The 25,848-nt window shown below is 60.5% G+C and carries 22 protein-coding genes; 7 read left to right on the top strand and 15 right to left on the bottom strand.

Annotated features, from left to right (window positions below):
• Positions 1 to 219 precede the first annotated feature (219 nt).
• A complete protein-coding gene (locus tag RWL87_RS05080; protein WP_313969121.1) occupies positions 220 to 525 on the bottom strand; it encodes a DUF3263 domain-containing protein in 306 nt (101 codons plus the stop codon).
• Between the two features lie 193 nt (positions 526 to 718).
• Between RWL87_RS05080 and RWL87_RS05085 the strand changes: the two genes are divergently transcribed.
• Entirely contained in the window at positions 719 to 1,390 is a 672-nt protein-coding gene (locus tag RWL87_RS05085; RefSeq protein WP_294628299.1) for a uracil-DNA glycosylase, read from the top strand.
• Positions 1,391 to 1,528: 138 nt separating this feature from the next.
• Here the strand turns inward: RWL87_RS05085 and RWL87_RS05090 are convergent, their stop codons facing one another.
• From RWL87_RS05090 to RWL87_RS05125, 8 genes are all read right to left on the bottom strand, one after another.
• Positions 1,529 to 3,664: a threonine/serine exporter family protein gene (locus RWL87_RS05090; protein ID WP_313969122.1), complete on the bottom strand. Its 2,136-nt coding sequence runs from the start codon at positions 3,662 to 3,664 to the stop codon at positions 1,529 to 1,531.
• Between the two features lie 426 nt (positions 3,665 to 4,090).
• Positions 4,091 to 4,369: an HPr family phosphocarrier protein gene (locus tag RWL87_RS05095; RefSeq protein ID WP_005504506.1), complete on the bottom strand. Its 279-nt coding sequence runs from the start codon at positions 4,367 to 4,369 to the stop codon at positions 4,091 to 4,093.
• A 233-nt stretch (positions 4,370 to 4,602) separates the two neighbouring features.
• Complete coding sequence (gene ptsP / locus RWL87_RS05100; protein ID WP_313969123.1) at positions 4,603 to 6,297, bottom strand: phosphoenolpyruvate--protein phosphotransferase; 1,695 nt, start codon at positions 6,295 to 6,297, stop codon at positions 4,603 to 4,605.
• A 99-nt stretch (positions 6,298 to 6,396) separates the two neighbouring features.
• Positions 6,397 to 8,403 carry a fructose-specific PTS transporter subunit EIIC gene (locus RWL87_RS05105; protein ID WP_313969124.1) on the bottom strand — a complete coding sequence of 669 codons (2,007 nt, stop codon included), beginning with the start codon at positions 8,401 to 8,403 and terminating at the stop codon, positions 6,397 to 6,399.
• Between the two features lie 186 nt (positions 8,404 to 8,589).
• Complete coding sequence (locus tag RWL87_RS05110) at positions 8,590 to 9,540, bottom strand: 1-phosphofructokinase family hexose kinase (RefSeq protein WP_313969125.1); 951 nt, start codon at positions 9,538 to 9,540, stop codon at positions 8,590 to 8,592.
• Complete coding sequence (locus RWL87_RS05115; protein WP_049357323.1) at positions 9,540 to 10,331, bottom strand: DeoR/GlpR family DNA-binding transcription regulator; 792 nt, start codon at positions 10,329 to 10,331, stop codon at positions 9,540 to 9,542. The genes RWL87_RS05110 and RWL87_RS05115 overlap by 1 nt, the downstream gene beginning before the upstream one ends.
• Positions 10,332 to 10,719: 388 nt before the next feature.
• Positions 10,720 to 11,199 (bottom strand): VanZ family protein, encoded by a 480-nt coding sequence (locus RWL87_RS05120; RefSeq protein WP_313969126.1) that lies wholly within the window; start codon positions 11,197 to 11,199, stop codon positions 10,720 to 10,722.
• Entirely contained in the window at positions 11,189 to 12,478 is a 1,290-nt protein-coding gene (locus RWL87_RS05125) for a histidine phosphatase family protein (RefSeq protein WP_313969127.1), read from the bottom strand. Before RWL87_RS05125 ends, RWL87_RS05120 begins: the two co-directional genes overlap by 11 nt.
• A 228-nt stretch (positions 12,479 to 12,706) precedes the next feature.
• Between RWL87_RS05125 and RWL87_RS05130 the strand changes: the two genes are divergently transcribed.
• From RWL87_RS05130 to RWL87_RS05140, 3 genes are all read left to right on the top strand, one after another.
• Positions 12,707 to 13,660: an ATP-binding cassette domain-containing protein gene (locus RWL87_RS05130; RefSeq protein WP_313969128.1), complete on the top strand. Its 954-nt coding sequence runs from the start codon at positions 12,707 to 12,709 to the stop codon at positions 13,658 to 13,660.
• Positions 13,660 to 15,081 (top strand): ABC transporter permease, encoded by a 1,422-nt coding sequence (locus RWL87_RS05135; protein WP_313969129.1) that lies wholly within the window; start codon positions 13,660 to 13,662, stop codon positions 15,079 to 15,081. Before RWL87_RS05130 ends, RWL87_RS05135 begins: the two co-directional genes overlap by 1 nt.
• Before the next feature lie 173 nt (positions 15,082 to 15,254).
• Positions 15,255 to 16,019, top strand: a complete 765-nt coding sequence (locus RWL87_RS05140) for an HAD family phosphatase (protein WP_313969130.1) — start codon at positions 15,255 to 15,257, stop codon at positions 16,017 to 16,019.
• 123 nt (positions 16,020 to 16,142) lie between these two features.
• Here the strand turns inward: RWL87_RS05140 and RWL87_RS05145 are convergent, their stop codons facing one another.
• From RWL87_RS05145 to RWL87_RS05160, 4 genes are all read right to left on the bottom strand, one after another.
• On the bottom strand, positions 16,143 to 16,838 hold the full coding sequence (locus RWL87_RS05145; RefSeq protein ID WP_294627196.1) for a methionine ABC transporter permease: 696 nt from the start codon (positions 16,836 to 16,838) through the stop codon (positions 16,143 to 16,145).
• Complete coding sequence (locus tag RWL87_RS05150; protein WP_313969131.1) at positions 16,839 to 17,894, bottom strand: methionine ABC transporter ATP-binding protein; 1,056 nt, start codon at positions 17,892 to 17,894, stop codon at positions 16,839 to 16,841.
• A gap of 145 nt (positions 17,895 to 18,039) precedes the next feature.
• A complete protein-coding gene (locus RWL87_RS05155; protein WP_313969132.1) occupies positions 18,040 to 18,921 on the bottom strand; it encodes a MetQ/NlpA family ABC transporter substrate-binding protein in 882 nt (293 codons plus the stop codon).
• Positions 18,922 to 19,226: 305 nt separating this feature from the next.
• On the bottom strand, positions 19,227 to 21,005 hold the full coding sequence (locus RWL87_RS05160; RefSeq protein ID WP_313969133.1) for a long-chain-fatty-acid--CoA ligase: 1,779 nt from the start codon (positions 21,003 to 21,005) through the stop codon (positions 19,227 to 19,229).
• A 147-nt stretch (positions 21,006 to 21,152) separates the two neighbouring features.
• Between RWL87_RS05160 and RWL87_RS05165 the strand changes: the two genes are divergently transcribed.
• From RWL87_RS05165 to RWL87_RS05175, 3 genes are read left to right on the top strand one after another with little or no spacing between them, the layout of a single operon-like run.
• Entirely contained in the window at positions 21,153 to 21,302 is a 150-nt protein-coding gene (locus RWL87_RS05165; RefSeq protein ID WP_005504480.1) for a hypothetical protein, read from the top strand.
• Positions 21,302 to 21,964, top strand: a complete 663-nt coding sequence (locus RWL87_RS05170; RefSeq protein ID WP_313969134.1) for a sugar O-acetyltransferase — start codon at positions 21,302 to 21,304, stop codon at positions 21,962 to 21,964. The genes RWL87_RS05165 and RWL87_RS05170 overlap by 1 nt, the downstream gene beginning before the upstream one ends.
• Positions 21,965 to 21,997: 33 nt before the next feature.
• The gene (locus tag RWL87_RS05175) at positions 21,998 to 23,122 is read left to right on the top strand and encodes a hypothetical protein (RefSeq protein WP_313969135.1); all 1,125 of its coding nucleotides are present in this window, start codon (positions 21,998 to 22,000) and stop codon (positions 23,120 to 23,122) included.
• A 159-nt stretch (positions 23,123 to 23,281) separates the two neighbouring features.
• Here RWL87_RS05175 and RWL87_RS05180 read toward each other — a convergent pair whose 3' ends face one another.
• On the bottom strand, positions 23,282 to 24,760 hold the full coding sequence (locus tag RWL87_RS05180; RefSeq protein WP_313969136.1) for a 2-oxo acid dehydrogenase subunit E2: 1,479 nt from the start codon (positions 24,758 to 24,760) through the stop codon (positions 23,282 to 23,284).
• 99 nt (positions 24,761 to 24,859) lie between these two features.
• Positions 24,860 to 25,846 (bottom strand): alpha-ketoacid dehydrogenase subunit beta, encoded by a 987-nt coding sequence (locus tag RWL87_RS05185; RefSeq protein WP_294627208.1) that lies wholly within the window; start codon positions 25,844 to 25,846, stop codon positions 24,860 to 24,862.
• Between the last annotated feature and the right edge of the window lie 2 nt (positions 25,847 to 25,848).

Genomic DNA, 25,848 nt, shown 5'->3' on the forward strand with positions numbered 1-25,848 from the left:
CGCCATCCTGCATGGTGCGCGGGCACGGCAGATAAAGGTGCGGTCTTGGTGTTCTAGTACCTAGAGTACCGTCTCAATTAGCGGGAACCAACGCGAACGCCCCGCAACCGGCCGTGAAAGAGACGGACACCGCACAGTGTTCAATCTCTGGTTGAACTTGAGGTGCACAGGGCTAAAAGCAGGAATTGGAGAGCTCGTACAGCTCCCCCGATTGGGTCCCTAGTCAGCGTCTCGTCGGGCGCGCAGAACGTCAATAATCTGCGGAGCGGCGGCACGCACCCGCTCATCATCCAGCATCACGTTCAGGCGCTGATAGTAGGCAATCGGGGTGAACCCTGTGGCAATAATTGCCTTCTCTTTGGAGCCCTGGTGCTTGAAGCGGCGGCGTTCCACTTCAAGGATGCGCCGCTCGACCGGGGTCAGACCGCCGGGTTGGGTCTCTGCCTCCGCATGAGCCCCTGCCTCTGCCTGAGCCTCCACCTCCGCTTGGGTTTCAGCGGTTTCAGCGCGTTCTTGTTCTAGCACGTTGCCTCCTCGTTCTGTCTGTAGCTCGCCTGCCGCGGCTGGCGTCTCCTAGCGTGCGTATTCGTCATCCCCTAGTCTAGAAGAGAACCTCAGTCTAGAAGAGAACTCCAGTCTAGAAGAGAAGTAACCGTAGCGTGCCCGGCACCGTAACCGCCGGAGCCGCATCAGCCCGAGGATATTCCCGAGGAGATTCATGAACCAGCCCCTCAGCAGCATTATGAGCGAGGATTGGGCGGCAGCCCTCGCCCCGGTCGAAGAGCAGATTCACGCCATGGGCGCTTTCCTGCGTGAGGAGCACGCGGCGGGTTACCGTACGTTCCCGCCTGCCGCCGATATTTTCAATGCGTTTCGCCGCCCGATGAGCCAGGTGAAGGTACTCATTATTGGTCAGGATCCTTACCCGACCCCCGGCAATGCGATGGGCCTGTCGTTCTCGGTGCACCGCGGCATGCCACTGCCTCGTTCGCTGAACAATATTTACAAGGAACTTGAGGACGATTTGGGTATCGCTCCGGCTGATCACGGCGATCTGTCCTGCTGGGCGGATGAGGGCGTCATGCTACTCAACAGGGTGCTGACCGTGCGCGAGTCGGATGCAGGCTCGCATCGCGGCAAGGGCTGGGAGGAAATCACTGAGTGCGCTATCCGTGCCCTGGTGGCGCGCAATCAGCCGCTGGTTGGTCTGCTGTGGGGTGCGGATGCGCGCAAGTGCGCACCCATGCTACAGCCGTACCCGAGCGTGGAGTCGGCGCATCCTTCGCCGCTGTCTGCGCATCGTGGTTTCTTTGGTTCGCGCCCGTTCTCGACCGTGAATTCTCTGCTGGTGCAGCAGGGTGCGGAGCCGGTGGACTGGACGGTGCGCTAGGCACAATACGAGAGCCTGCACAAGACCCAGCACAAGGGCATAGTGAAGGGGCGGTAGCCGCGAGTTGAACTCGTAAGCTACCGCCCCTTACCTGCATAAAATATATGCAATATTGGCTATATACCCTTGAAAAGAAGCCTAAGACTCCACCGGTTCCACATTCCGCGGAGTCGTAAAATGCTGCAGCGCATACTGCATCGTGTAATTACCCAACGCAACACCCGACGCCATCGCCACCACAATCGAAACCGCCGTAATCATATTCTGCATACCCAGAATCACGTCCGTCTCAACCGTCAGCAGATACATGCCGCGGAAGAACGACAGACCCGGCAGCAAGAACGTAATCGCAGGAATCGAGAAAATCGCCTGAGGCACATGCAGACGGTACGCAAAATACGTGCTCAACGCACCAATCACAACCGCCGCACACGCCGTCGGACCGCGGCCCGTACTCGGACCGGCAAGCAGCTCATAGCTGTAATACGCCGCCAGTCCGCAGCCCGTAATCAGCATCAGCCAGCCGACCTTCACCAGCTTCGTCTGCAGGGTAATCGCAAAGGTGGCAATCGCCACCAGGAAGAAGAACGACGCTACCAACGGGGTCGTCGGCTCAAAACGCAGCTGCTCAATATCCAGGGTCGGGCCGTTGAAAATATTAATCGCGCTCACCGCGGTCGCGATACCAACCACCAGGCCCAAGAAACTCATGCCCGTGGACACAAAACGACCGGCAGCCGTCACCGGGAAGCCATTAATCGCATCCTGCACGGCGCCCACCAGACGCGGGGTCGGCAAGAACATAATCATGCCCGCCGCCACCACCAGGGGCGCAGAAATCGCCTCCCCCTGACGCTGAAGAACCGACAGAATGGACCCTTCACCGCCCAGCCAAATCGCCAAGAAGGTCATCAGACCCGCACTAGCAGCCATGCGGAAGAACGCCGGAATACCAATCGAACTCAGCCACTGAATCAGCAGGTACACGGGAATAAAGATAATCGCCGCGCTCAACGCCGTCGCAAAGCTCGCACCCAGCGCCGCCGTCAGGGTTCCGGCACACACCAGGTTCGCCAGCCACACCACCAAAGGCGGGAACGGCTTGGGGCGGTGCGTAATCTGGTTCAGCTTCAGGTCAGCCATTTCCAGGGTCATGCCGCCGCGCGTGATCTTGTAGATTAGGCCGTACACCTCAGAGAGCGCCTCATAGTTTTCCGTGGAGGAACGCACCACACGCACCAGGGTGTGGGTGAAGCGCTCATCAGCGTTCGCGTTACGCTTGGCGATGCGGGACTCCATGTAAATATCGGGGTCCGAGGTGTAGTTGATGGTCACCGACTGGTTCGTAATATCGACTTCCACCGAATCCAGCCCGTACGCCGAAGACACCGCAATAATCGCCGAGTCCACGTCCATTGCGTCCGCGCCGTAGTGGAACATCGCCTCCGCCAGACGCAGGGTGAAGTTCAGCGTATCGCGGGCGTACTCCTTCTCACGGCGGAACGCCTCACGACGCTCATGCTCCTCAGAGCGAATAGTCGGCACGAACTGGCGCTGAGCAATGCGCTGGGCACCGCGCGGGGCGGCGGGTGCCGCCTCCTCAGTACGCACAAAAGAGCGGAGGCGACGCGAACCCCAGCGGCCGCCACTACCGCGCCCCGAGAGGCCTTGCGAGCCTCCACCGACCAGCGGCACGGAGGTGGTGGGCATCGAAACTGGCCCGGTCTTCGGTGTAGCAGTAGGATCCGCACCGTATCGTCGGGCTGCGTGAGAGTTGGGCACCTGCGGAATCATGCCGGTCATGGGCACCGGCTGGGAGGGGCGGGTCAACGCCGCCTCGGTCACCAGGTTGCTGGAGGTGACGGGGTTCGGTTCCTCGCGGTATGCGTCTAGGTCGTCGTCAGGTACGAGGGAGGGGTCAATGACGGTGCGCGCAGCGTGGCCGTTAGGGATCGGCTCGGGATCGCTGGCGGGATCTACCTCCTGCGCGGTGATGCCCATATCCGCTGCGGCTTCCTGCAGTACCTCGCTGACAGCTTCAGCGGCTACGGTACCTTCCGAGCTCTTCGTGGAGGCGGTCTGCTGCGCCAGTACGCGGCGTAGGTGCTCGTCGGTGACCTGGTCTAGCGAAACCAGGGGAAAACCGCGCTTACCGGCAATGTAGCCTGCGGTGGTATTCTGCTCGCTTCCTTCCGTTGCGGCAGTATTTGCCTCGCCTGCATGCGAAGCTTCCCGCGGTTTGGATTCCGCGGGGGTGTTCCTCGATTCTGCCAATGTCCCTCCCAGATAGACAGTGCCTATTTAGTCTAACAAGGGCACGATTCTGCGGTAGCACTGGGGCGCAGAAATATCACTTTTCTGCCGCGTGGTCTGCTGGGGGTTTTGTGAGCAAAAAGTACTCTACGGCACCTACGGCAGATAGCTTCATTGATATGAAGAGAAATTTGGGTCACTGCTGTACAGAAGATATTTTGGGAGATATTTTTAGAGCTATTTCCGAGGGAAAATAAAGGTTATATATACATTAAGATTTAGCGGGGAAATATTCCCCCGTGCCACACTTACAACTCAATAAAAAATGAATTATTCATAATAAAAAATATCCCGCCACCGAAGTGACGGGATATTCACGCTTTAAGGCTGTAGCCTTCACAGCATCTGAAGCGCACCGCTCGCGGTCACCTCAGAGGCGAAAGTCAATTACTCAGCGTCGTGGTCGGTCTCGAGGATCTTAACCAGCGAGTCCAGAGCCTCTTCAGCACCTTCGCCCTCAGCGCGCAGGACAACAACGTCGCCGTGCTTTGCACCCAGGGACATCAGGGACAGAATCGATGCAGCGTCCATAGCCTCATCTGCGGGCTCGCCCTTAGCTGCGATGGTGACCTCGACGGGGAGGTCGCCAGCTGCCTCAGCGAAGATAGCTGCCGGACGTGCGTGCAGGCCAACACGGCTTGCAATAGTGGCTTCGCGCTCTGCCATTATGTTTCTCCTTTGATCAAGGAACCGAAATATATCAGTACCTATTCTAAATGAACGGGGCGCTTCAGGACCCGCCCTTACTCTATAAATTGTACCGTTCAGCCATACGCTAACAAGTACAAAAAATGCCGGATGCAGAAATAAAACTCCGCACCCGGCATTTTTATGGACCCGAGCACCGCCTAGCGCCCCTGCTGAGGGGCGGCAGGCAGAACCCGGAATCGTTTTAAGGCTTAGAGGCCCAGCTCGTCCAGAATCGGCAGAGCCTTGCGTGCGCTCTCCTTCGCCTCAGCAGAAGAAATCTGCTGCAGGGCGATAGCCGCAATCTGCTGTGCCTTCTCCTTAGTCACGGACTTCAGAACCGCAGCCACAGCGGGGATAGCGCCAGCGTTCATGGACAGGGTGTCAACGCCCAGACCAATCAGAACAACAGCCAGAGCCGGATCAGCAGCAGCCTCACCACAGACGCTCACGTACTTCTTCTTACCCGCGGTGACCGATGCACGCTGAGCACCCTCAACGGTCATCTTGATCATCTTCAGCACTGCAGGCTGCCAGGGGTTGTTCAGGTGCGCCAGGTCGCCCAGCAGGCGGTCAGCCGCCATGGTGTACTGGGTCAGGTCGTTGGTGCCGATGGACACAAAGTCGACCTCACCCAGGATAGCCTCAGCGTTCATCACAGCTGCGGGGGTCTCAACCATCACACCGTGAACGGGCAGGCCAATCTCCTTGAGCATGTTCGCGAAGTTGCGAGCCTCGGAGGTGGTCGAAATCATCGGAGCCATAACCCAGATGTCAGCGTCGGAATCCTCAGACGCAAGCTTAATAGCCTCCAGCTGGCGGGTCAGAACGCCCGGAACGGTCCAGTCAGTACGGAAACCACGAACACCCAGTGCGGGGTTCTCTTCGGGGTTCACGTTCAGGAACGGCAGGGGCTTATCAGCGCCAGCGTCCAGGGTACGAACCACGATGTGCTTGCCGGGGAATGCGTCAAACACGGACTTGTAGGTCTTAGCCTGAGTCTCAATGGAAGGCTCAGCGTCGTGGCCCAGGAAGCCGAACTCGGTGCGGAGCAGGCCAACACCCTCAGCCTTCAGGCTTGCAGCCTTCTCAGCGGACTTGCCGTCACCAACGTTTGCGTACAGCTCAACGCGGGTGCCATCAGCCAGCACGCCCTTGCCGTCGAAGTCAGCGACAGGCTTGCGGTTTGCATACTTGATAGCCGCCTCGCGGTCAGCGTCGGTGGGCTCAGTGTCAACGATGCCCTCGTTGGAGTCAATGTACACGATGGTGCCGTCAGCAATGTCGGTCACGCCCTTAGCCGCCACAATAGCGGGCAGGCCCAGGCCGCGAGCCAGAATAGCGGTGTGTGCCTGGGGGCCACCGTCAGAGGTAATCAGGGCGATAACCTTCTCGGGGTCCAGGGTCGCGGTATCAGCCGGTGCCAGGTCAATAGCAGCCAGGATGAACGGCTCATCAGAGACCGGGATGCCGGGAGCCTGCTGGCCGGTCAGCTCAGCAACGATGCGGGCACGCACGTCGTGGATGTCGGTCACGCGCTCAGCCATGTAGCCACCCAGAGCAGCCATCTGGTCAGCGAAGGAGGTTGCAGCCTCCCAGATTGCGCGCTCAGGAGCCATCTCCTGAGTCTCAACCAGCTTGATAGCGCTCTTGATGAGTGCACGGTCAGTAGCCATCTGAGAGGTGGACTTCAGAACAGCCTTGCCATCACGGCTTGCATTCTCTGCGCGAGCAAGCAGGTCTTCCTTAACGCGGACCGAAGCGTCCTTGATGCGCTGTGCAGCTGCCTCAGCGGTCTCGCCGTTCAGACGCAGACCGTCCTTGGGTTCCTCGATGGGCTTAGGCATCTGAAGAACGGGGCCAATAACGCGGCCGGCGTATACGCCGACGCCCTTGTAGGTAGTCATAAATTCATGTCCTATCTGTGGTTTGTCTACAGTGTAACGTGTTTTTTCACGCTCACGCCTGCAAACAGACGATCAAATGAAGGTGAGGTTATACGGCCTTTAAGCGGATGCCTTAGAACGGGCACCCACAGACTTCAGCACCACGTACACGAGTGCCGAAACAACGGTACCGGCAACAACAGCCACCAGGAACATCAGCGGGTTCTGTGCCAGACCGATAATCCAAATACCACCGTGCGGAGCCGGGGAAGCAACGTGAGCGCTCATCGAAATAGCGCCAGCAAGAGCACCACCAACAATGGTCGAAGGAATCACGCGAGCCGGATCAGCCGAAGCGAAGGGAATAGCACCCTCAGAGATGAAGGATGCACCCAGCAGCCACGCAGCCTTACCGTTCTCACGCTCGTTCTCGTTGAACAGCTTGGGGCGCAGAGTGGTCGCCAGAGCCATAGCCAGCGGCGGAACCATACCGGAAATAATGACGGCAGCCATGATCTCCTGGTTCACGGTCGCACCCGAAGACAGGCCAGCGGTTGCGAAGAGGTAAGCAGCCTTGTTGATGGGACCACCCAGGTCAGAAGCCATCATGGCGCCCAGGATCAGACCCAGCACCAGGGCAGAACCGCCAGACATGGAGGTCAGCCAATCCTGCAGGGTGGTCATAACCCAAGCCAGGGGCGCACCGAGCAGCAGGTACATGAGCAGACCGGCAACCAGCGAAGTCACCAGCGGGGTAACGACCACGGGCATCATCGAGCCGAGCCAGCGGGGCAGCTTCAAGGTGCCCAGAGCGTAGGCAATCAGACCGGCGAGAATACCACCAACAATACCGCCGAGGAAGCCCGCGTTCACGGCAAGAGCCACCGAACCAGCGATGAAGCCCGGAGCAATACCGGGACGCTGAGCCAAACCGTACGCAATGTACGCGGCAAGAGCCGGAACCATCAGGCTCAGACCGAAACCACCAATGGTCTGCAGAACAGCACCCAGGTACAGGGTCCAGTGCACATCACCGAGGTTGAACAGGGTTGCCGATTCGAGAATCGCCTTGGTGTTCACATCGCCGAGGTTCGGCATGGTGATTGCCTCGAACACGAAGCCCAGGGCGACCAGAATACCGCCGGCAGCAACGAACGGAATCATGTAAGAGATACCGGTCATCACGGCCTTGTAGATGCGGGAGCCCCAAGTGCCTTCGGTAGCGCCTGCGCTGTCCTCACCGCTGGATGCAGCAGCGGCAACGCGCGCACCGTTGGGGTTCTCAGCCTCAGCCAGAGCCTCCGCAATCATTTCCTTCGGCTCGTCGATACCGCGCTTAACGGGGGACTCTACGAAGGGCTTGCCCGCGAAGCGGTTACGCTCACGCACGTTCACCGACACCGCGAAAATCACGGCGTCTGCGGCATCAATATCAGCCTGGGTCAGCTTCTCATTACCCGAGGAACCCTGGGTCTCAACCTTCAGGTCGTAGCCGAGCTCTTCAGCCGCGTACTTGAGGGCGTCCGCAGCCATATAGGTGTGAGCAATGCCGGTGGGGCATGCGGTCACAGCAACAAGCTTCTTCACCGGAGCAGAAGCGGCGGGGGCTTCCTTCTCAGCAGCAGGTGCGGCGGCGGGCGCAGCCTCGGCAGGCTTAGCCTCTGCCTTCTTCTCGCCCACGCCGAGCGCACCGTTGACCAGCTCAACAATCTCTTCAGCCGAGGAGGCATCGCGCAGGGACGCGGTGAAGCTCTTCTTCATCAGGGAGCGTGCCAGAGTGGACAGCAGCTTCAGGTGTGCCTGGTCAGCGCCATCGGGTGCAGCAATGAAGAAAATCAGGTCGGCGGGGCCGTCCTTAGCACCGAAGGAAACTGCCGGGTTAGGGCGTGCCATTGCCAGGGTCGGCTCGGTCACGGCGGCACTACGGCAGTGCGGAATCGCAATACCACCGGGGATGCCGGTGTCGGTCTTGGATTCGCGTGCCTCGGCAGCCGCGTAGAGCTGCTCGAAGTCGGTAGCGCGTCCGGCATTTACGACTGCCTGGGCGAGCTTGGCAATTACGTCGAATCGGGTCTCGCCGAGGTTCTCGTCCAGCAGGACGAGATCTGCGGTGATCAGATCAGACATATTCCCTCCTCGGGTATGTGTTGGGGCGGGGATTCGCTCAGCGGTGCCGAGCTTCTCCCCTATATGAGTTCAAAGTGTGTGCAACCTGTGTGTGTTGTGTTCGTATATGCGTGTGGGTGTTGAGGTAACACCCCTGCATACATTCCTTTTTGTGAATATATGCAGGTCAGTGCCACAAACCCAGCTTTAGAGCTGCAGCTGACGAACGGTGACCTTCTCAGGAGTGGTCTGCTCCAGCGAAGGCATACGGGTACCCGGCAGAGCAGCAGCAGCCGAACCGTGAGCTACCGCCTGAACCAGGCAACCGGGGGCACCCTCACCGCGAGTGTGAGCAATCAAGAAACCGGACAGCGACGAGTCACCGGCACCCACAGTGCTACGAACCTGAATCGGCTCGTGCACAGCATGCCAGATACCCTGCTCGGTCACGAGCACGGCGCCGCCGCCGCCGAGGGTTGCAAGCACGTACTCGATGCCGTCGCCGAGCAGCTTCTGGGCGGTGCGGGCGGTCAGCTCGGGGCTAGCCTCCAGCTCCTCCCAGTTGTCGCTACCGGTCAGCTGAGCCAGCTCTTCCGAATTGGGCTTAATCAGGGTGGGCTTGTGCTCACCGGCGACGGTCGCAATCAGCGGCGCCTCAGAAGTGTCAATCGCGATCTTGCCCTCGTAACCGGAGGTGCGCAGTGCCGCCACCAGCTCGGAGTAGTAGGTCGGCTCCAGACCCGGAGGCAGAGAGCCAGCCAAAACCACCCAGTCGGCACCCTTCGAGCGCTCAACCACCAGCTCGTCCAACTTCTGACGCAGCTCAGCATCAAAAACGGTGCCGGGGGCGTTCAACTTGGTGGTGGTGCCGTCCGGGTCAACCACGGTGATGTTCGAGCGGATCGGCTCGCCGGTGGGCAGGTTAGCGAACTCGACGTCCACAGCCTGCAGTGCGGTCAGCACCGGGTCGGTGGCTTCACCGGGCACAATGGCGAGGGTCGGCACGCCGGAGACCTGCAGTGCGCGGGAAATATTCACGCCCTTACCGCCGGGGTCCTGCACAGCGCCAACAGCACGCTGCACGGCGCCGTGTGCCAGGGGTGCACCGAGTTCAATGGTGCGGTCCAGGCTGGGGTTTGCGGTCAGAGTAATAATCATTAGGCAATCACAATCTCGACATTTGCGGCCTCGAGTGCCTGACGAAGGGCACCTTCGGGCTCGCGATCGGTAATGAGGGTGTCAATATCCTCAAATCCTGCGAAGCGGACCAGGGATTCCTGACCGAACTTCGCGGAGTCACAGAGCAAGACCACGCGGCGGGCTGCCTTGCAAATTGCGGTCTTGACAATGGCTTCGTTCATGCCGGGGGTGGAGATGCCGAAGTGGGCTTCAATGCCGTTGGCACCAATGAAAGCAATATCGGGACGCATGGTGCCGAAGTGCTCGGCAGCGCGGGCACCAACAGCAGCCCAGGTCATCTTGCGCAGCTGACCACCGACCAGCTCGAGGGTCACGCCCTCGGCTTCCGCGAGCTTGACTGCAATGTGCAGTGCGTGGGTGATGATGATGCGGTCGTTGCCGGTCTTGAGGCTGAAGTTCTCGGCGCCAATGTGGTCGGCGAGAATTTCGATGGTGGAGCCTGCGTCCAGGACGATGGAGCCCGCCTCGGAGTCACGCAGCATCTGGTACGCCTTGGTGGCGATGCGGCGCTTCTCGGGGGTGTTCATGCCCTGTCGGGAGGAGATGGAGGACTCCAGGGAGGTGGACTGCTCAATGGTGACAGCGCCACCGTGGACGCGGCGGAGCTTACCTGCTTCTTCCAGTGCGGCGAGGTCGCGGCGCACGGTCTCCATGGTCACATCGTAACGACGCGCAAGGTCAGCGCCGTTGACACGACGTGCGGAGGCAACAAGCTTTGCAATTTCGGCACGGCGTTCTTCTGCGAACATAAATCGGTGTTCCTTTGGGCTAGTGGGGAGGAAATCTGTGTGTTCTCGTCTGCATTCTGCGTGGCTAGAGAGCCGTGAAAGACATGGTTTCAGCGAACCGACAGAACGCTTTAGGGTAATACTTGATTTTATGTGGGTTTTTGTGGGCAAGTCAATATAAAACGCTGTATTTGCCGGAATATTACCCGAATGTTCCCTACAGAAACCACACCTATTTGCGAGCTGTTGCCTGTTTATGTCTGTTTGACCTAATGAACTGTTGGGTTTTGCTTCTCCCCGCCACCTACGGTGTTGATAGACCCCGCCAGCGCACTCGCAGCAGGGTAAAAACACAAGGCGCCGGCCCCGAGAAACCCTCGGAGCCGGCGCCTCCAACAGGCACAGATCCTTACTTACCCTTGCGTTCGCGACGCACGCGACGCCAACGATGCACACCCAGAGCACCCGCCGCGCCCAGCAGAGCACCCGAACCGTTCATCAGTACATCCACCGGGTCGCCCGTACGATCCGGCATGAAACTCTGGATTGTCTCAATGCAGGCGCTAACAAGGAACCCCGCGTACAGCACGTGCGGGCGAGCCTTCGGTTTGAGCAGCAGGGCGAAGAGAAAACCGCCCGGCATGAACATGATGACGTTCGAAAGCTGCTCAATACTCGAATAGGTGATGAAGGCGGGCAGCCAGCCCTCGGCGTGGCCGGTGTCCAGTAGCTGCGCAAGGCGGCCACCCATCTCGTTATCGTCCACGTGCACGGGCGCGAACACGATGCTCGCCACCACGGCACAGTACAGCGCCGTGACGGGCCAGAGAATCAGCCGCCACACGCGAGCGCCAGACTGACCGCTACCGGGTTGTCCTTTACCAAACAAGGCGGCCCGCCTCGTCAAACTGCTTGGTTGAGTCCCAGGCGAACAGGCCCGGCACGTCAATCGTGAGCGGTTCGGCGTTCGGCACGGTCACGGTCCATTCTTCACCGGCTGCGGCGGAGAGAGCGCGGCGGATAAAGCTGCCGTGGCTGACGGCGATAATCTTCTGGTCGCCCGAAGCTTCAGAGAGCTCACGCACGATATTGCGCAGGGTGCGCACCGCACGAATGTACACGTCACGCTCAGATTCCACGTTCGGGTAGTAGCGTTCCGGGGCGCGGCGCTCGGGGGCGGGAATGTCCAGGCCCTCACCGGCACCGTAGGCGCGCTCGACCAGCTCGGGGTAGGTCTTGTGTACCTGCAGGTCGAAGTGTTCACCGACCAGCTGCGCCGTCTCGTGGGCGCGGGAGAGCGGCGAAGACACCAGCACGGTGAATTCCAGGCCCATGTCGGCGAGCTTCTTGCCGGTGGTGCGTGCCTGTTCGCGGCCGGTGTCGTTGAGCGGAATGTCGGTGATGCCCTGCATCAGGTTCGCCTTGTTCCAGTCGGTCTGGCCGTGACGGATCAGGGTGAGGGTCGTGTTCTCGGCGCCCGCCGGGACCTCTTCGGGGCCCAGCTCGGGCTCGAGGTGCTGCACGACCAGGCGGTCGATCGCGTTGTCCAGGTACTGCAGGGGCACCTCGGTCAAGGAGGCGTTCACCGGGATCGGGTAGATGCCGTCCTCGTTGAGCAGTTCGGGGTGGCGCTCAGCGACCAGGGCGGTCATGCTCAGGGCAATCAGCATGCCGTGCGCGGCGACCACGACGGTCTGACCCTCGTATTCGCGGCGGACGCGGTTCAGCGCCGCGAGGGAGCGGGCGAGGAAGTCCTTCTTGGGTTCCACGTTGTATGCGTTGTTGGACTGGCGGGAGGCGAGAATCAGCTCGCGGGTCGCAATCTGCCCCTCCAGGTCGCCGAAGGAGCGTTCCTGGAAGCCGTCAAAGGCGCCGCGGTAGGGTACGCCCATGCCTTCGGCAATGATTTTGGCGCTTTCTACTGCGCGGGACAGGGGCGAGGAGACGATAGCGTCCACGGTGGTGCCGTCGGCTTCTGCCTGCTTCAGGGCGCCGATGGCGGTGCGTACCTGCTCGCGGCCGGTGTCGTTCAGCGGGATGTCGGTGCCGCCCTGGAATCGGTGGTCGATGTTCCAGTCGGTCTGGCCGTGGCGCAGGAAGATGATGCGGGTTCCTGCTTCGGGGTCGGGTACCGGAGTGATGATGGGGGTGTTCTGTGCGTCGGTCATCCTTCTAGTATGGCACTGCCCCCGCGCAGTTCAAGGGGGTGGGCGGCGTATTCTCGCGTGAGGCTCGCTCATACCGCGGTATGAGCTGCGGGACGATTGAGCACCCGGTGGGGCGAATTTTTTCAGGGTTTTCCCATATTTTTCAGCCCCCAGACGGAGGGTTGAGCCGTCGAGAAGCTGAGATGATAGAAGTGTACTTCCGTTAGTTCATACCCAATGAAGGTTGTCATGACGCAGAATCCTCAATCTCAGAACCCGCAGTTCCAGGCTCAGAACCCGTACTCAATGACCCCTCCGCAGGCGGCGCAGCCTGCCGGTCAGTATTCCGGTCAGCCTAACCAGCAGAGCCAGGCGGGCTACTATCAGGGTCAGCCGCAGGGCTACCCCGCGCAGGCACCTCAGCAAATGCAGCAGGCGCCCTTCGCACGCGGCGCGATTATTTCTGCCCGTAACCTGCACAAGTCGTACGGCAATAACCCGGTGTTGCGCAACGTGAGCCTGGATATTTTCCCCGGCGAGTCCGTGGCGATTATGGGTCCTTCCGGTTCGGGTAAGACCACCTTGTTGCACGCGCTCTCGGGCATTATCAAGCTCGATGCCGGTTCCGTGCTGTTCAATGGCCCCACCGGTCAGGTGGCGGTGGAGTCCCTCAGCGAGCGTGAGCGTACCTCCCTGCGCGCTAACTCGTTTGGTTTCGTGTTCCAGCAGGGTCTGCTGGTTCCCGAGCTGACCGCGGAGGAGAACGTTTCCCTCGCCGCGATGATTGCCGGTGTTCCCCGCCAGCAGGCGCGTTCCATTTCGGCTGATCTGCTGAACCGTCTGGGTTTGGGTCAGATGCTGGACCGCCGTATGGGTGAGATGTCCGGTGGTCAGGCTCAGCGTGTGGCGATTGCCCGCTCCCAGGTGAACGGTGCCCCCGTGACTTTCGCGGATGAGCCGACCGGCGCACTGGATTCGAAGACCGCGCGTGAGGTGATGGCTCTGTTGCTGACTATGATTCCGCAGCAGGGTAAGACTCTGCTGGTGGTTACTCACGACCCGAACGTGGCGGCGGCGTGCTCCCGCGTGGTGTACCTGCAGGACGGTCAGATTGTGAGCGATCAGCGCAATAACCAGGGCGGTGTTCCCGCTTCCCAGAACCACGCTCAGAGCTTCGGCGCTCAGTCTCAGGCAGGTGCATAATGCAAATCTATGCTCTACTCGCCAAGCGAACCCTATGGAGTTCGCAGGCGATTCTTCCCGTGCTGGCTTTTGCCGCCTCCTCGGCACTGTTTTTGACGGTTGCCGGTGGTGTTCAGGCGCTGAGCACCTGGCTTGACCACGCCACCAACGTTGACCACGAACTGGTGAACCTGATGGGCATTCAGAAGCTCTACATGGGTTTGGCGTGGGTTGCCGCTCTGGTGCTGGTTGTTCCGCTCTTTACCCTGGGCGCTTCGGCGGCTCGTTTGAGTGCCCGCCGCCGTGATGAGCGCCTGGCCTCCCTGCGTCTGATTGGTGCCTCCACGACCCTGATTGTGGGTCTGTCGGTGGCGGATGCGCTGGTGTACTCCCTCGTGGGTTTCATCATCGGTCTGCTGCTCTACCTGGTGCTGATTTTCCCGTTCGGTGCCATGCACTTCATGAACGTTCCGCTGGGTGCTGAGAATATGCTCCTGCCGGTGAGCATGATTTTCTACTGCTTCCTGGGCTGTATGGTCCTGGCGGCTCTGAGCTCCCTCTTCGGTCTGGCGAAGGTCAGCATCAGCCCGCTGGGTGTGCGTACCCGCGCGAAGGCTGGTTCTGCCGGTTACATTGCCCTGGGCCTCGGTATTGTTCTGATTATTGCCGTGATGATTCTGGCATCGACCTCCAAGGGCTTCAGCATGTTCTCACCCTTCCAGGACGGCGGTGCCGATAGCGCAATGAAGAACCTGGCGGTTTTCATTGCTCTGCCGGGTTTGCTGATGATGCTTGCCATCGACTGGATTGGCACCTTCCTGGTGTGGTCGTACGCAAAGATTCGTGTGCGTATGACCCAGAAGGCGTCGGTTCTGCTGGGTTACCGTGCGGTGCTGGAATCCCCGCGTGGGGCGTGGCGTCAGGTTTCGGGTGTGGCACTGTCGACCTTCTTGGTGACCTTCTTCGGCCCCATCCTGATTCTCGCGGGTGAGATGAGCAAAGACGCGAAGCAAGCCGGTCCCGCCGCCGGCCCCTTCATGACCATCATGCAGGACATGTTCCAAGGCATGCTGCTCATGCTGTTCTTCTCGTACCTGCTGGTCACTCTCTCCGCAGTGTTGAACCAGAGCGCCGCGATTTACGAGCGCGGTTCGCTGTATTCTTCGCTGAATATGATGGGTACCCCCACGAGGCTGCTGCAGGCTTCGCGTCTTACCGTGGTCTTTGGCCCGCTGGTGCTCATCAGCGTGATTTCTGCACTGCTGGGTCTGCCGCTGACGGCTTTGATTGCGGCTCAGGGTCTTCCCGGTGAGGTTCTGGCGAAGATGTTCGGTCTGACCTTCGGCGCTATTGCGCTGGGTCTGGTGCTGGTCTACGCGGGTCTGCTGGCGACCATTCCGTTTATGCGTCAGGTGACCCACAAGCCGGTATCTGCGCTCTAAGCTGTCGCGCTTTACCCTCCCGTTGCATTCTCTCAGGATGCAGCGGGAGGGTTTCTTTATGCCTACTTATGTGCCGCGTGCTTTTGTGCCCTCACCTGGCGTGTGCCCTGCATGTTTTCTCACCCACCGTGCCACCACTTCCATAGCCTCAAGCCCTGTGAGAGACTGACATTATGTTTGAACACACCGTACCCTCCGATTGGTTCCCCCGCTGCGCAATCTTCGACTGCGACGGCATCCTCCTCGACTCCGAAACCGTCTGGAACGATGTGCAGCGTGAGCTTTTCACCCGCTGGTCTGTTCCCTTCACCGAGGAGGTGGAGCACCGCCTCACCGGCCTGGCGGCAGCTGATGTCGCCGAGGAGCTTGCCCTGCTCTCCTACGAGGCGCAGAACGGTCAGAAGCCGGACACCGCCTCCGCAGAATACGCCGAGCACCACGAGCGCGTGATGAAGGACCTGCTCACCACCGAGCACGAGGTCATCAGCTCCGGCGTGAACCTGATTGAGGGTGCGCAGGAGTTCCTGGGCTTCCTGAGCGAGCACATGCCCGTTGCGGTGGCGTCGAACTCCACCGCGAAGATTCTGACCCTGAAGATGGAAAGCTACGGTTATGCCCCGCTGGTGCGCACCTGGGTCAGTAGCAACGACGTTCTCAACGGTAAGCCCGCCCCGGACATGTACTTGGAGGCGGCACGCCGCCTCGGCTTTGAAGGTCACGAGGCGCTGGCGTTCGAGGACTCCCCCGCCGGTGCGCAGGCGGCACGCGACGCCGGCACGAAGGTCATGATTTACACTCCCGCCGGTACCGACCTGCAGAAGGCACCTACCGGTTTTGGCCGCTTCGATTCGTTCAAGGACCCGCAGCTCTGGGAGGCGGCACGCACCTGGATCGCCAAGCTTGAGGCGGCGCAGCAGTCCGAAGCAGCGCAGGGCTAAGCAGCTAGCGTCCCCTCCCCTAGCGCAAAGGAACCAGACACAAAGAAAGACCCCCGGCCCGCTCCTCAGGAGCAGACCGGGGATCTTCTATGCTTTATCAGCTGTACCTATAGCGGCACGAGCCTATCGGCGCATAACCTTCTTCGCCAGGAAGTTACCGATGAACTGAACCAGCTGAACCAGGACGATAATAATCGCCACAACAGCCCAGGTGATCTCATCGTTGAAGCGCTGGTAGCCGTCCACAATCGCGATCTTACCCAGACCACCGGCACCCACGTAACCGGCCATAGCGGACATATCCACCACGCCGATAACGAGGAAGGTGTAACCCAGGATTAGCGGGCCAAGTGCCTCGGGAATCATCACGGTGAACAGGATGGTCAGCTTCGAAGCGCCCATCGCGCGGGCCGCCTCAATCACACCCGGGTCAATGGAGACCATGTTCTGCTCCACGATACGGGCAATTGCGAACGCAGCACCGAAGCTCATCGCGAAAACCGCAGCGTTCACGCCCAGGCGGGTACCCACCACGGCGCTCGTCAGCGGGCCCAGCGCCGCAATCAGGATAATGAACGGAATCGGGCGAATCACGTTCACCAGAATGTTCAGGATCGTGTACACGAAACGGTTCTGGAAAATATTACCTGCACGGGTGGTGTACAGCAGAGCACCCACAATCAGGCCAACCAGACCGGCACACAGCATGGTGATAGACACCATGTAGAAGGTGTCGCCGATAGCCGGGAGCAGCTTCTCGGGCAGGAACTCAGACCAGTCAGTCTTAGACGCAGCCAGCGGAAGAGTAGTAGCAAACATTTAGCGCACCTCCTGCACGCGAGCAACGGTCTTCAGTTCAGCAACAGCGGCATCAATGCTGGTGATTTCGCCGAGAAGTTCCAGGGTGAGGGTACCGTACGCCTTGCCCTGCAGGGTCTCAATACCGCCGCCCACAATGTTGAAGCGGACGTTACGGGCACCCAGGTAGGACAGCACCTTACCGAGCTCCTGGTTACCCTCCACGATTTCAACGTTGATGAGGTAACCCTTGTGGTTTGCGCGCAGCTCAGCCGCCTCCTTGCCGGTGGGGGCAAGCTTGACGGTGGTTGCCACGAACAGCTTCGCCACGTCGGTCTGCGGGTTGGAGAAGACGTCGTAGACGTTGCCCTGCTCGACCACGCGGCCGGACTCCATGACCGCCACACGGTCAGCGATGCTGGAGACCACGTCCATCTCGTGGGTAATCACCACGACGGTCACGCCCAGCTCGCGGTTCACGCGCTTGAGGAGGGCGAGCACTTCATGAGTGGTTTCCGGGTCCAGCGCGCTGGTGGACTCATCCGCCAGCAACAGGGCGGGGTTGGTCGCGAGCGCGCGGGCAATACCCACACGCTGCTTCTGACCGCCCGAAAGCTGGTTCGGGTAGTGGCCTGCACGGTCGGCAAGACCCACGAACTCGAGCATTTCCAGGGCGCGGGCGCGGCGTTCCTTCTTGGACCAGCCGGCAATCTTCAGGGGGAACTCGACGTTACCGAGCACGGTGCGGGAGTTCATCAGGTTGAACTGCTGGAAGATCATACCGATGTTGGTGCGTGCTTCGCGCAGTTCGGAGTCGCGCTTGCCGGAAATTTCGAAGCCGCCAACGGTCAGGGTGCCGCTGGTGGTGGTTTCCAGGCCGTTAATGAGGCGGACCAGGGTGGACTTACCGGCGCCGGAGTAGCCGATAATTGCAAAGATTTCACCACGGTTAATGGTGAGGGAGACGTTGTCGACAGCAACTACTGCCTTGGGGCCGTTGCCGAAGACCTTGGAGACTCCGTCCAGAACCACCATGGGCGAGGTGCTGTCGCCGAAGCTCTGTGCCAGTTCACTCATAAATATGTATCCGTAAATGTCGTGGTTGGGGCGCTAAAGGGCCTTAACGCCGTTACGCAAAGGACGGTAAGCCTGTCGTGACCCGCATCGGGTTCTTAGACTTACCGCCTTTGCGTATGCCTAGAGGAGGCGTGTATTTAGAAGATTACTTCTTGGCGCGCAGCTTGGCTTCTTCGTTAGCCAGGGACTGACGCAGCTCGTCGGTGCTCACGTTGACCTCAACAGCGGTGCCGCGGGTCTCTTCCTGAACGACGTCCATGACGGCCTTGGTGTGGAAGAGTTCAACAATCTTCTTGTAGGTCTCGTCGTCAGCCTTGTCCTTCTGAGCAACGAAGAGGTTCACGTACTTGATTGCCGAGGGGTCGGTCTTGGGGTCGTCCTGAGCCAGTGCGTCTGCGGGCTTCAGGCCTGCATCCTTGAGGAAGTCGTTGTTGACGACTGCGCCGTCAGCGGACTCCATGCCAACCACGGTCTGGGTTGCGTCGACGGGGGTGACCTTCACCTTGGAGTTAGCGGTGTCAACGTCGTCGATGGTGGGTGCGTCAACGTCAGCGTTCTTGAAGGTAACCAGACCGTTGGTCTTCAGCAGCTTCAGTGCGCGTGCTTCGTTCACGGTGTCGTTCGGGATAACGATCTCGCCGCCCTGGGGGATGTCAGCCAGCTTGGAGTGCTTCTTGGAGAACAGAGCCATCGGGTAGATGACGGTCGGGCCGACAATCTGCAGGTCCTTGTTAGCGCTCACGTTGTAGTTAGACAGGTACGCGATGTGCTGGAAGCGGTTCATGTCGATGTCACCGGCGTCCAGTGCGGGGTTCGGCTCGGTGTAAGCGCTGAACTCCTTGTACTCAATGTCGATACCCTGCTTCTTAGCTTCTTCCTTCAGGGTCTTGTTGAACTTCTCAGAGCCAACCACACCGATGGTGACCTTCTTGGAGCTGGAGGAAGAGGAGGAGGAGTTGGTGGAACCGCAGGCTGCCAGGCCAAAGACCATGGGGACAACTGCGAGTGCAGCAGCAAACTTCTTCACGGCTATGAATCTTTCTGTTGAATGATGATGCGTTCCGCCGGGTGCTGACGTTGGTATTAGCACGTCCGATGGGAATGATGATGGGACAATTACAGCACGCGCGGGGGCGGGTGTGGAAGTTAAGAGCTATTCATGAGACACAGAACGTCAAGGTCGTCATATTTTGTCATATTTCGTCATACGGTGATTATTTCCAGGTCACAAAGCGCCATTATCGGTGTATTCAGGCGCACACAAAACGCCGGCAAGGGTATGAAAACCCAAGCCGGCGTTTATAAAACGGGCAATCAGCGAGCCGCTAGCGCCTACTGATCGAACTCACCCGAAGCAATCAGCTGCTCACGCACCTTACGGCGCAGAACCTTACCCAGCATCGAACGGGGCAGGTCATCCACCACCACGATGCGGCGCGGAACCTTGTAGCGGGTCACCTTCGAATAGCAGTGCTCACGCAGGGTATGCTCCTGCACCACGCGGCCCGGGGCGGCAACCACGGCGGCAACGACCATCTCGCCACCGGCGGGCAGCGGAATACCGACCACCGCCGCATCCGCGACCATGTCGTGCTGCTTGAGGGCGACCTCAACCTCCGTCGGGGAGACGTTGAAACCGCCGGTAATAATGACCTCCTTGATGCGGTCAACAATCTGGATGAAGTAGTCCTCGTCCAGGCGCACAATATCGCCGGTACGCAGCCAACCGTCAGGGGTGATGGTCTTCGCGGTCTCGTCTTCACGCTTCCAGTAGCCAGCAAAACGCTGCGGGCCCTTCACCCACAGCTCGCCCTCTTCACCCTCGGGCACGTCCTCGCCGGTCTCCGGGTCCACCACGCGAATATCGGTGGAGGGGAACGGAACACCGATGAAACCTGCACGGCGAGTGTCATTCAGCGGGTTGCAGGACACCAGCGGCGCGCACTCGGTCAGGCCGTAGCCCTCCACCATAAAACCGCCGGAGGCTTCCTCCCACTCGGCGACCAGCTCGGGCGGCAGGTTCATCGCACCGGACACCGCGTAACGGATACCCTCCAGGGACACGCCACGCTTCTTCGCCTCATCCAGCAGGCGGCGATACACCGGCGGAACCGCAGGCAGAATGGTCGGGCGGGTCTTCTTCATCGCCTTCAAAATCAGGTCCATATCCACGGTCGGGAACAGCACCAGGCGGGCACGGCACAGCGACGCAATCGTCACACCCAAGGTCATGCCGTACGCGTGGAACAGCGGCAGAACCGAGTAAATCACCTCGTCATCGCCCGGGTTAATCCACGCCTCACCCATGCGGCCGTTAGACTCCAGGTTGCGGTGCGTGAGCATCACACCCTTCGGCAGACCGGTCGTGCCAGAGGTGTACTGCAGCAACGCAATATCGTGCGCGGTCGGGCGGCGATGCGCAGGATCAATACGGTCGCTCTTCAGCAGATGCGACCACGGCACCGTACCCGGAGCGGGACCCGTCAGCTTCTCACGCGAAGCACGCGCACTCTTCAACGGCAACTTCAGCGCGGTACGCATCAGCGCAGGCATCGCCGAAATCATGTTCACCGAATAAATATGGTTCGGGCGGATATCAGCCGGAAGACCCGTAATATGCGAAGCGATCTTATCCCACACAATCGCGACCTTCGCGCCGTGATCCTCAAACATATGGCGCAACTCCGCGCCCGTATACAGCGGGTTATGCTCCACCACAATCGCGCCCAAACGCAGAATCGCGTAAAACGCCGCAATATGCTGAGGACAGTTCGGCAGAATCAGCGCCACACGGTCACCCGCCTGCACACCCGCCACACGCAGGCCCTCCGCCGCACGCTCAATCTGGTCGCCCAGCTCAGCGTAGGTCGTGGTCGCGCCAAAGAACTCCAGCGCAACCTTATGGGGTACGGTACGAACCGCCTCGTCAATGAGGTGGCTCAGTGAGGTTTCAGGCAGCTCAATATCGCGGGCAGTCCACGGAGTATAGTTCTTCAACCAGGGGCGATGCGCCAACGGATGCGCACCAGCAGCTACACCAGCGGATGCGCCAGCGGGGGATACAGGAGCCGCCGCATCCTGCAGGTTCGTGTTCTTCTGAGCCTCAGTCATGCAATGATTGTGCCTTCCCGCCCCCGCAGGCTTCAACTCAGCACCGTTTCTTTCCACGCTGAAAATCACACGGCACACCCGCCCCAGATACCGCAATAAACACCGAAACACTAAGGCAGAACCCCGCAACTCTGGGATACTTAAAGCATGAGTAAACGACAGCAAGACATCACTGACGAACAGTTCAAGAAGCTCCTCCGCGAAATTTCCAAACGATTCGCCATCGCCGGAGGAGTCGTCATCCTGTTTGGAATGGCCATCATCGCACTTGCTTACCTTCTGGGAGGAGCCCACTAATGCACACCCCGCAGCGCCCCAACGGCGACATCTTCAACCGCATGGTCTCCGGCGCCGCCTACATGCCCGACGCCGAATGCGCCGCGCAGACTAAGCGCATCCACGCTGCAACCGTCCTCGCTGAAGAACACTACGCACGCGGCGAGCAGGCACAGGCAATGCACGTCTACCGTGAACACCTCGGCCACCTGGGCGAGCACTCGCACATCCGCCCCGGCGCACGCTTCGACTACGGCGTGAACACCTATATTGGTGACGGCTCCTTCTTCAACTTTGGCTGCGTTTTCCTGGACGTCTGCCCGATCCGTATCGGCTCCACCGTGCTCGTCGGCAACAACGTACAGTTCCTCACCCCCACCCATCCGCTCAACCCGGTCGACCGCGCCGCATACTGGGAAGGTGGCGAGCCCATCACCATTGAAGACAACGTCTGGATCGGTGGCGGCGCTATCATCCTGGGTGGTGTGACCATCGGCAAGAACTCCGTGATTGGCGCGGGCACCGTCGTCACCAAGGACGTCCCCGCTAACTCCCTCGTGGTCGGCAACCCCGGCCGCGTGGTCCGTACCCTGGACGAGAACGAACGCCCGGCATACCCGCACACCTACTCCGCAGAAGCCCTGGAAGAAGCACGCGCCTTCTACGCTGACCGCAACCGCTAAATTCAGCGCCAGGACTAGAATCCAAAGGATTTAATGAACGCACAGAACAATACCCCGCAGCAGCGTCCGGCCGCCGCCGCGTCCACTCCCACCGAAAGTGACCTGTGGGAGGCGGCATTCTCCTCCGACGACCCCACCGTGGTTCTGACCGATGAGGAGCTGAACGCCGCACGCCGCGCCCACGAAAAGGCGCGTGAGTCGGTCTCTTCGGCTCAGTCCTCTGCGCAGTCCTCGCAGGATGCGACCCTGCCTCTCTCTGTTACTGAGGCGGCTACCGCAACGCAGCCGATTCTCTCCCCCGGCACCACTTCTCAGGGTTCAGAATCCGGTGCTGACTTGGGCGAACCCGGCGCCAACAACCTCAGCTGGCTCGACAAGCCCGCAGCCCCCAGCGCAGACAACGTACGCGGCGGCGCAACTAGTGCACCCGCTACCGTACCAACTGCGGCGGCAAGCTACGAGGTGCCCGCACCCAGCAACGCCCATGCGGCACCCAGCGCCCCGCAAGCTAACCCCGCGGCAGATGACCACTTCGTTATCCCCACCCCCGCCGGTGATGCCGGTGCGGCTGGCGCGGAACCCATCCTCACCGCCGCAACCGCACTGTCCATGCAGAAGAGCCGCTACTCCCGCATGCACCTGCTGCCCGGCCTGCTCGGCTGGCTGATCACCATCTCCCTCATGGACGGTGGCCTGTGGGCTATCCAGTCGTGGCTGACCCTGACCGGTCAGAGCGAGTCCATCGAGTACGCCTCGGTGGTCTCCCGCCTCTTCAGCGGCACATCAAACGCAGTGCCGGTCGCGGTGGCGTTGAGTGTGCTCATCTTCTTTGCCTACCTGGTGGGCGGTTACGCGGCGGGCCGTATGGCACGATTCGCCGGCGCAAAGCAGGGCATCGCCGTGTGGCTCTGGCAGATTATGGCGCTCATCCTCGGATCCCTGGCGACCTTCCTGGCGCCTCAGCTGTTCCAGAACGGTGTTGCGTCCCTGTCCCTGCAGAAGCTGATTGCGGGTGACTTCGCGAACGGTCTGCTGGCGGTTCTGCTGGTTCTGGCGTTGAGCTTCCTCGGCGCTATCCTCGGCGGCCTGTGCGGACGCCTGTACCACCGCCGCGTAGACAAGTATCCGAACGACCAGGTGGCACGCGAGGACGCCTAGGCTTCTCAGCACCTGCGCCTCGTTGCGATAGGAATAAAACCATAGAGAAAACCTCCGGCACCTTGTGACAAGGTGCCGGAGGTTTTCTCTATCTAAATCTGTATCCTAAGCAGCTTCAGCTACCCAGCGATAAAACGCTGACCAGCCGAAACATGCCGCCTAGTGGTCCAGCAGCAGTGCAGGCTCTTCAAGAATCGCAGCCACATCAGCCATAAAACGAGCCGACAGGTCACCATCCACCACGCGGTGATCGAACGAGCCGCCCAGGGTCGTCACCCAGCGAGGAATAACCTCACCGTCAACCACCCACGGCTTCTGCTTAATCGTACCGAAGGCAACAATCGCAACCTCACCCGGGTTGATAATCGGGGTACCCGTATCAATACCCAGCGAACCGATGTTCGTAATGGTCAGGGTGCCGTTCGCCATCTCAGCAGGCTGAGTCTTACCCTCACGGGCGCGGGTGGTCAGGTTATTCAGCGCAACAGCCAGCTCACGCAGGGACAGCTCCTGAGCGTCCTTAATGTTCGGAACCATCAGGCCGCGCGGGGTCGCCGCAGCAATACCCAGGTTCATGAAGTGCTTAATCTGGATTTCGCTGTCGGTCCAGGTCGCATTGACCTGCGGGTTACGCTCAGCAGCCCAAATTACCGCGGCGGCAAGCACGAGCAGCGGGGTGACCTTCACGCCCTCAAAGTGGCGAGACTTCTTCAGGCGCTTCACGAACTCCATGGTGCGGGAGGCATCAACGTCCACGAAGATGGACACGTGCGGGGCGCTAAACGCCGAAGAAACCATCGCCTTCGCGGTTGCCTTACGCACACCACGCACCGGAATGCGCTCAATGCGGTCACCGGGGGTGACTGCGGGCTGCCAGAACGGCTGGCGGGCGCCGCTATGCTGCACATCGCTCAGGTGCGCCACATAGTTCATGAGGTCCTGCTTGGTCACCTGGCCACGCGCACCGGTAGCAGTCACGTTCGCCAGGTCAACACCCAGCTCCTTTGCGGCAAGGCGCACCGGAGGCGGCGCGAGGGTCGGGCGGTGCGGAACCTGCTCGGGCGGCAGGGTCGGCACCGGAGCAGCTGCCGCATGTTCGGGGGTCAGACGCTGCACCACCGAGTTCAGCGGGGTGTTCTCCACAAAGCGGGAGGCGCGCTCAGCCAGCTCGCTCAGCAGGCCCTGGTTGCGGTTCACCGGGTCGGCGGGGGTGTGCGCCACGGGTGCCTGAACAGCCGGCGTGACCGATGCCGCGGTAGCCTGTGCGGGCTGGGATGCGGAGGCGGGGCGCTTACGGGCGCGACGCTTCACAGCGTCCGCCTTAGGGCCGGAGCCGACCAGTGCAGTGCCGGACTCTGCCTCTGCTGCGGCGGGTGCCGCCGGGGTTGCGGGGGCGTTGTCGCCGCCGGAGATGCTGATAATCGGGGTGCCCACCTCAACGGTTTCACCTTCGGCAACGAGTAGCGCCTCGACGGTGCCTGCGAAGGGCGAGGGCAGTTCCACGACGCTCTTAGCGGTTTCAATTTCGACGAGGACATCGTTGATGGCGACCTCGGTACCGACGGCTACCTTCCAGCTGAGGATTTCTGCTTCGGTCAGGCCTTCACCCACGTCAGGGAGCGGGAAAATCTGGGACATTTTTACCTCTCACTAGGGCATATACCCTATACGGAATATTCTGTGCGGGCTTTCAACCCGCCATAGCGCAACACGCTGATACGTCAGATCAGGGTATGCCTAGTAGTCAAAAGCGCGGTCGACCGCCTCAAGAATACGGTCAATATCGGGCACGTACTCTTCTTCAACACGAGAAACCGGGTACGGCATGTAGTAGCCGCCCACGCGAATCACCGGCGCCTGCAGGCTGTAGAAGCAACGCTCTGTAATAGCCGCAGCCAGCTCGCCACCCATACCACCGAAGGTCGGCGCCTCGTGCGCAATAATCAGGCGGCCGGTCTTCGCCACCGAAGCGGCAACCGTCGGCACATCCAGCGGCGAAATCGAGCGCAAATCAATAACCTCAATCGAGCGGCCATCCTCCACGGCAGCCTCCGCGGCAGCCAGAGCGACCGGCACCAGCGGACCGTACGCAACGATGGTCGCGTCCGTACCCTCACGCACCACCTGCGCGCTGAACGGGTCAAAGGAAGTATCGCTAAAGTCCACTTCACCCTTGAGCCAGTAGCGGCGCTTCGGCTCAAAAATAATGACCGGGTCCGGGCACTCAATCGCCTTGCGGGTCATCCAGTACGCCTCGTGCGGAGTCGAGGGAGTCACAATACGCAGGCCCGCCGTGTGGGCGAACAGCGCCTCCGGGGATTCGGAGTGGTGCTCCACCGAACCAATCACACCACCGTACGGAATGCGGATAGTCACCGGCACCGTGTACTGCTTATCGGTGCGGTTGTGGATCTTCGCTAGCTGGCTCGTGATTTGGTTGTACGCGGGGAACACGAAGCCGTCGAACTGAATCTCCGGCACGGGGCGGTAGCCGCGCAGCGCCATACCGATCGAGGTACCGATAATGCCGGACTCGCCCAGGGGCGAATCCATGACGCGGCGGTTGCCAAAGCGCGCCTGCAGGCCCTCGGTGACGCGGTACACGCCGCCGAGCTTGCCGATATCCTCACCGAGCATGACGACGGTGCGGTCGGCTTCCATGGCGTCTTCCAGGCCTCGGGTGATGGCCTTGGCGAGGGTCAAACGTTCAATTTTCTCGCTCATGC

This window comes from uncultured Rothia sp., from assembly GCF_963555405.1.
Lineage (GTDB): Bacteria > Actinomycetota > Actinomycetes > Actinomycetales > Micrococcaceae > Rothia.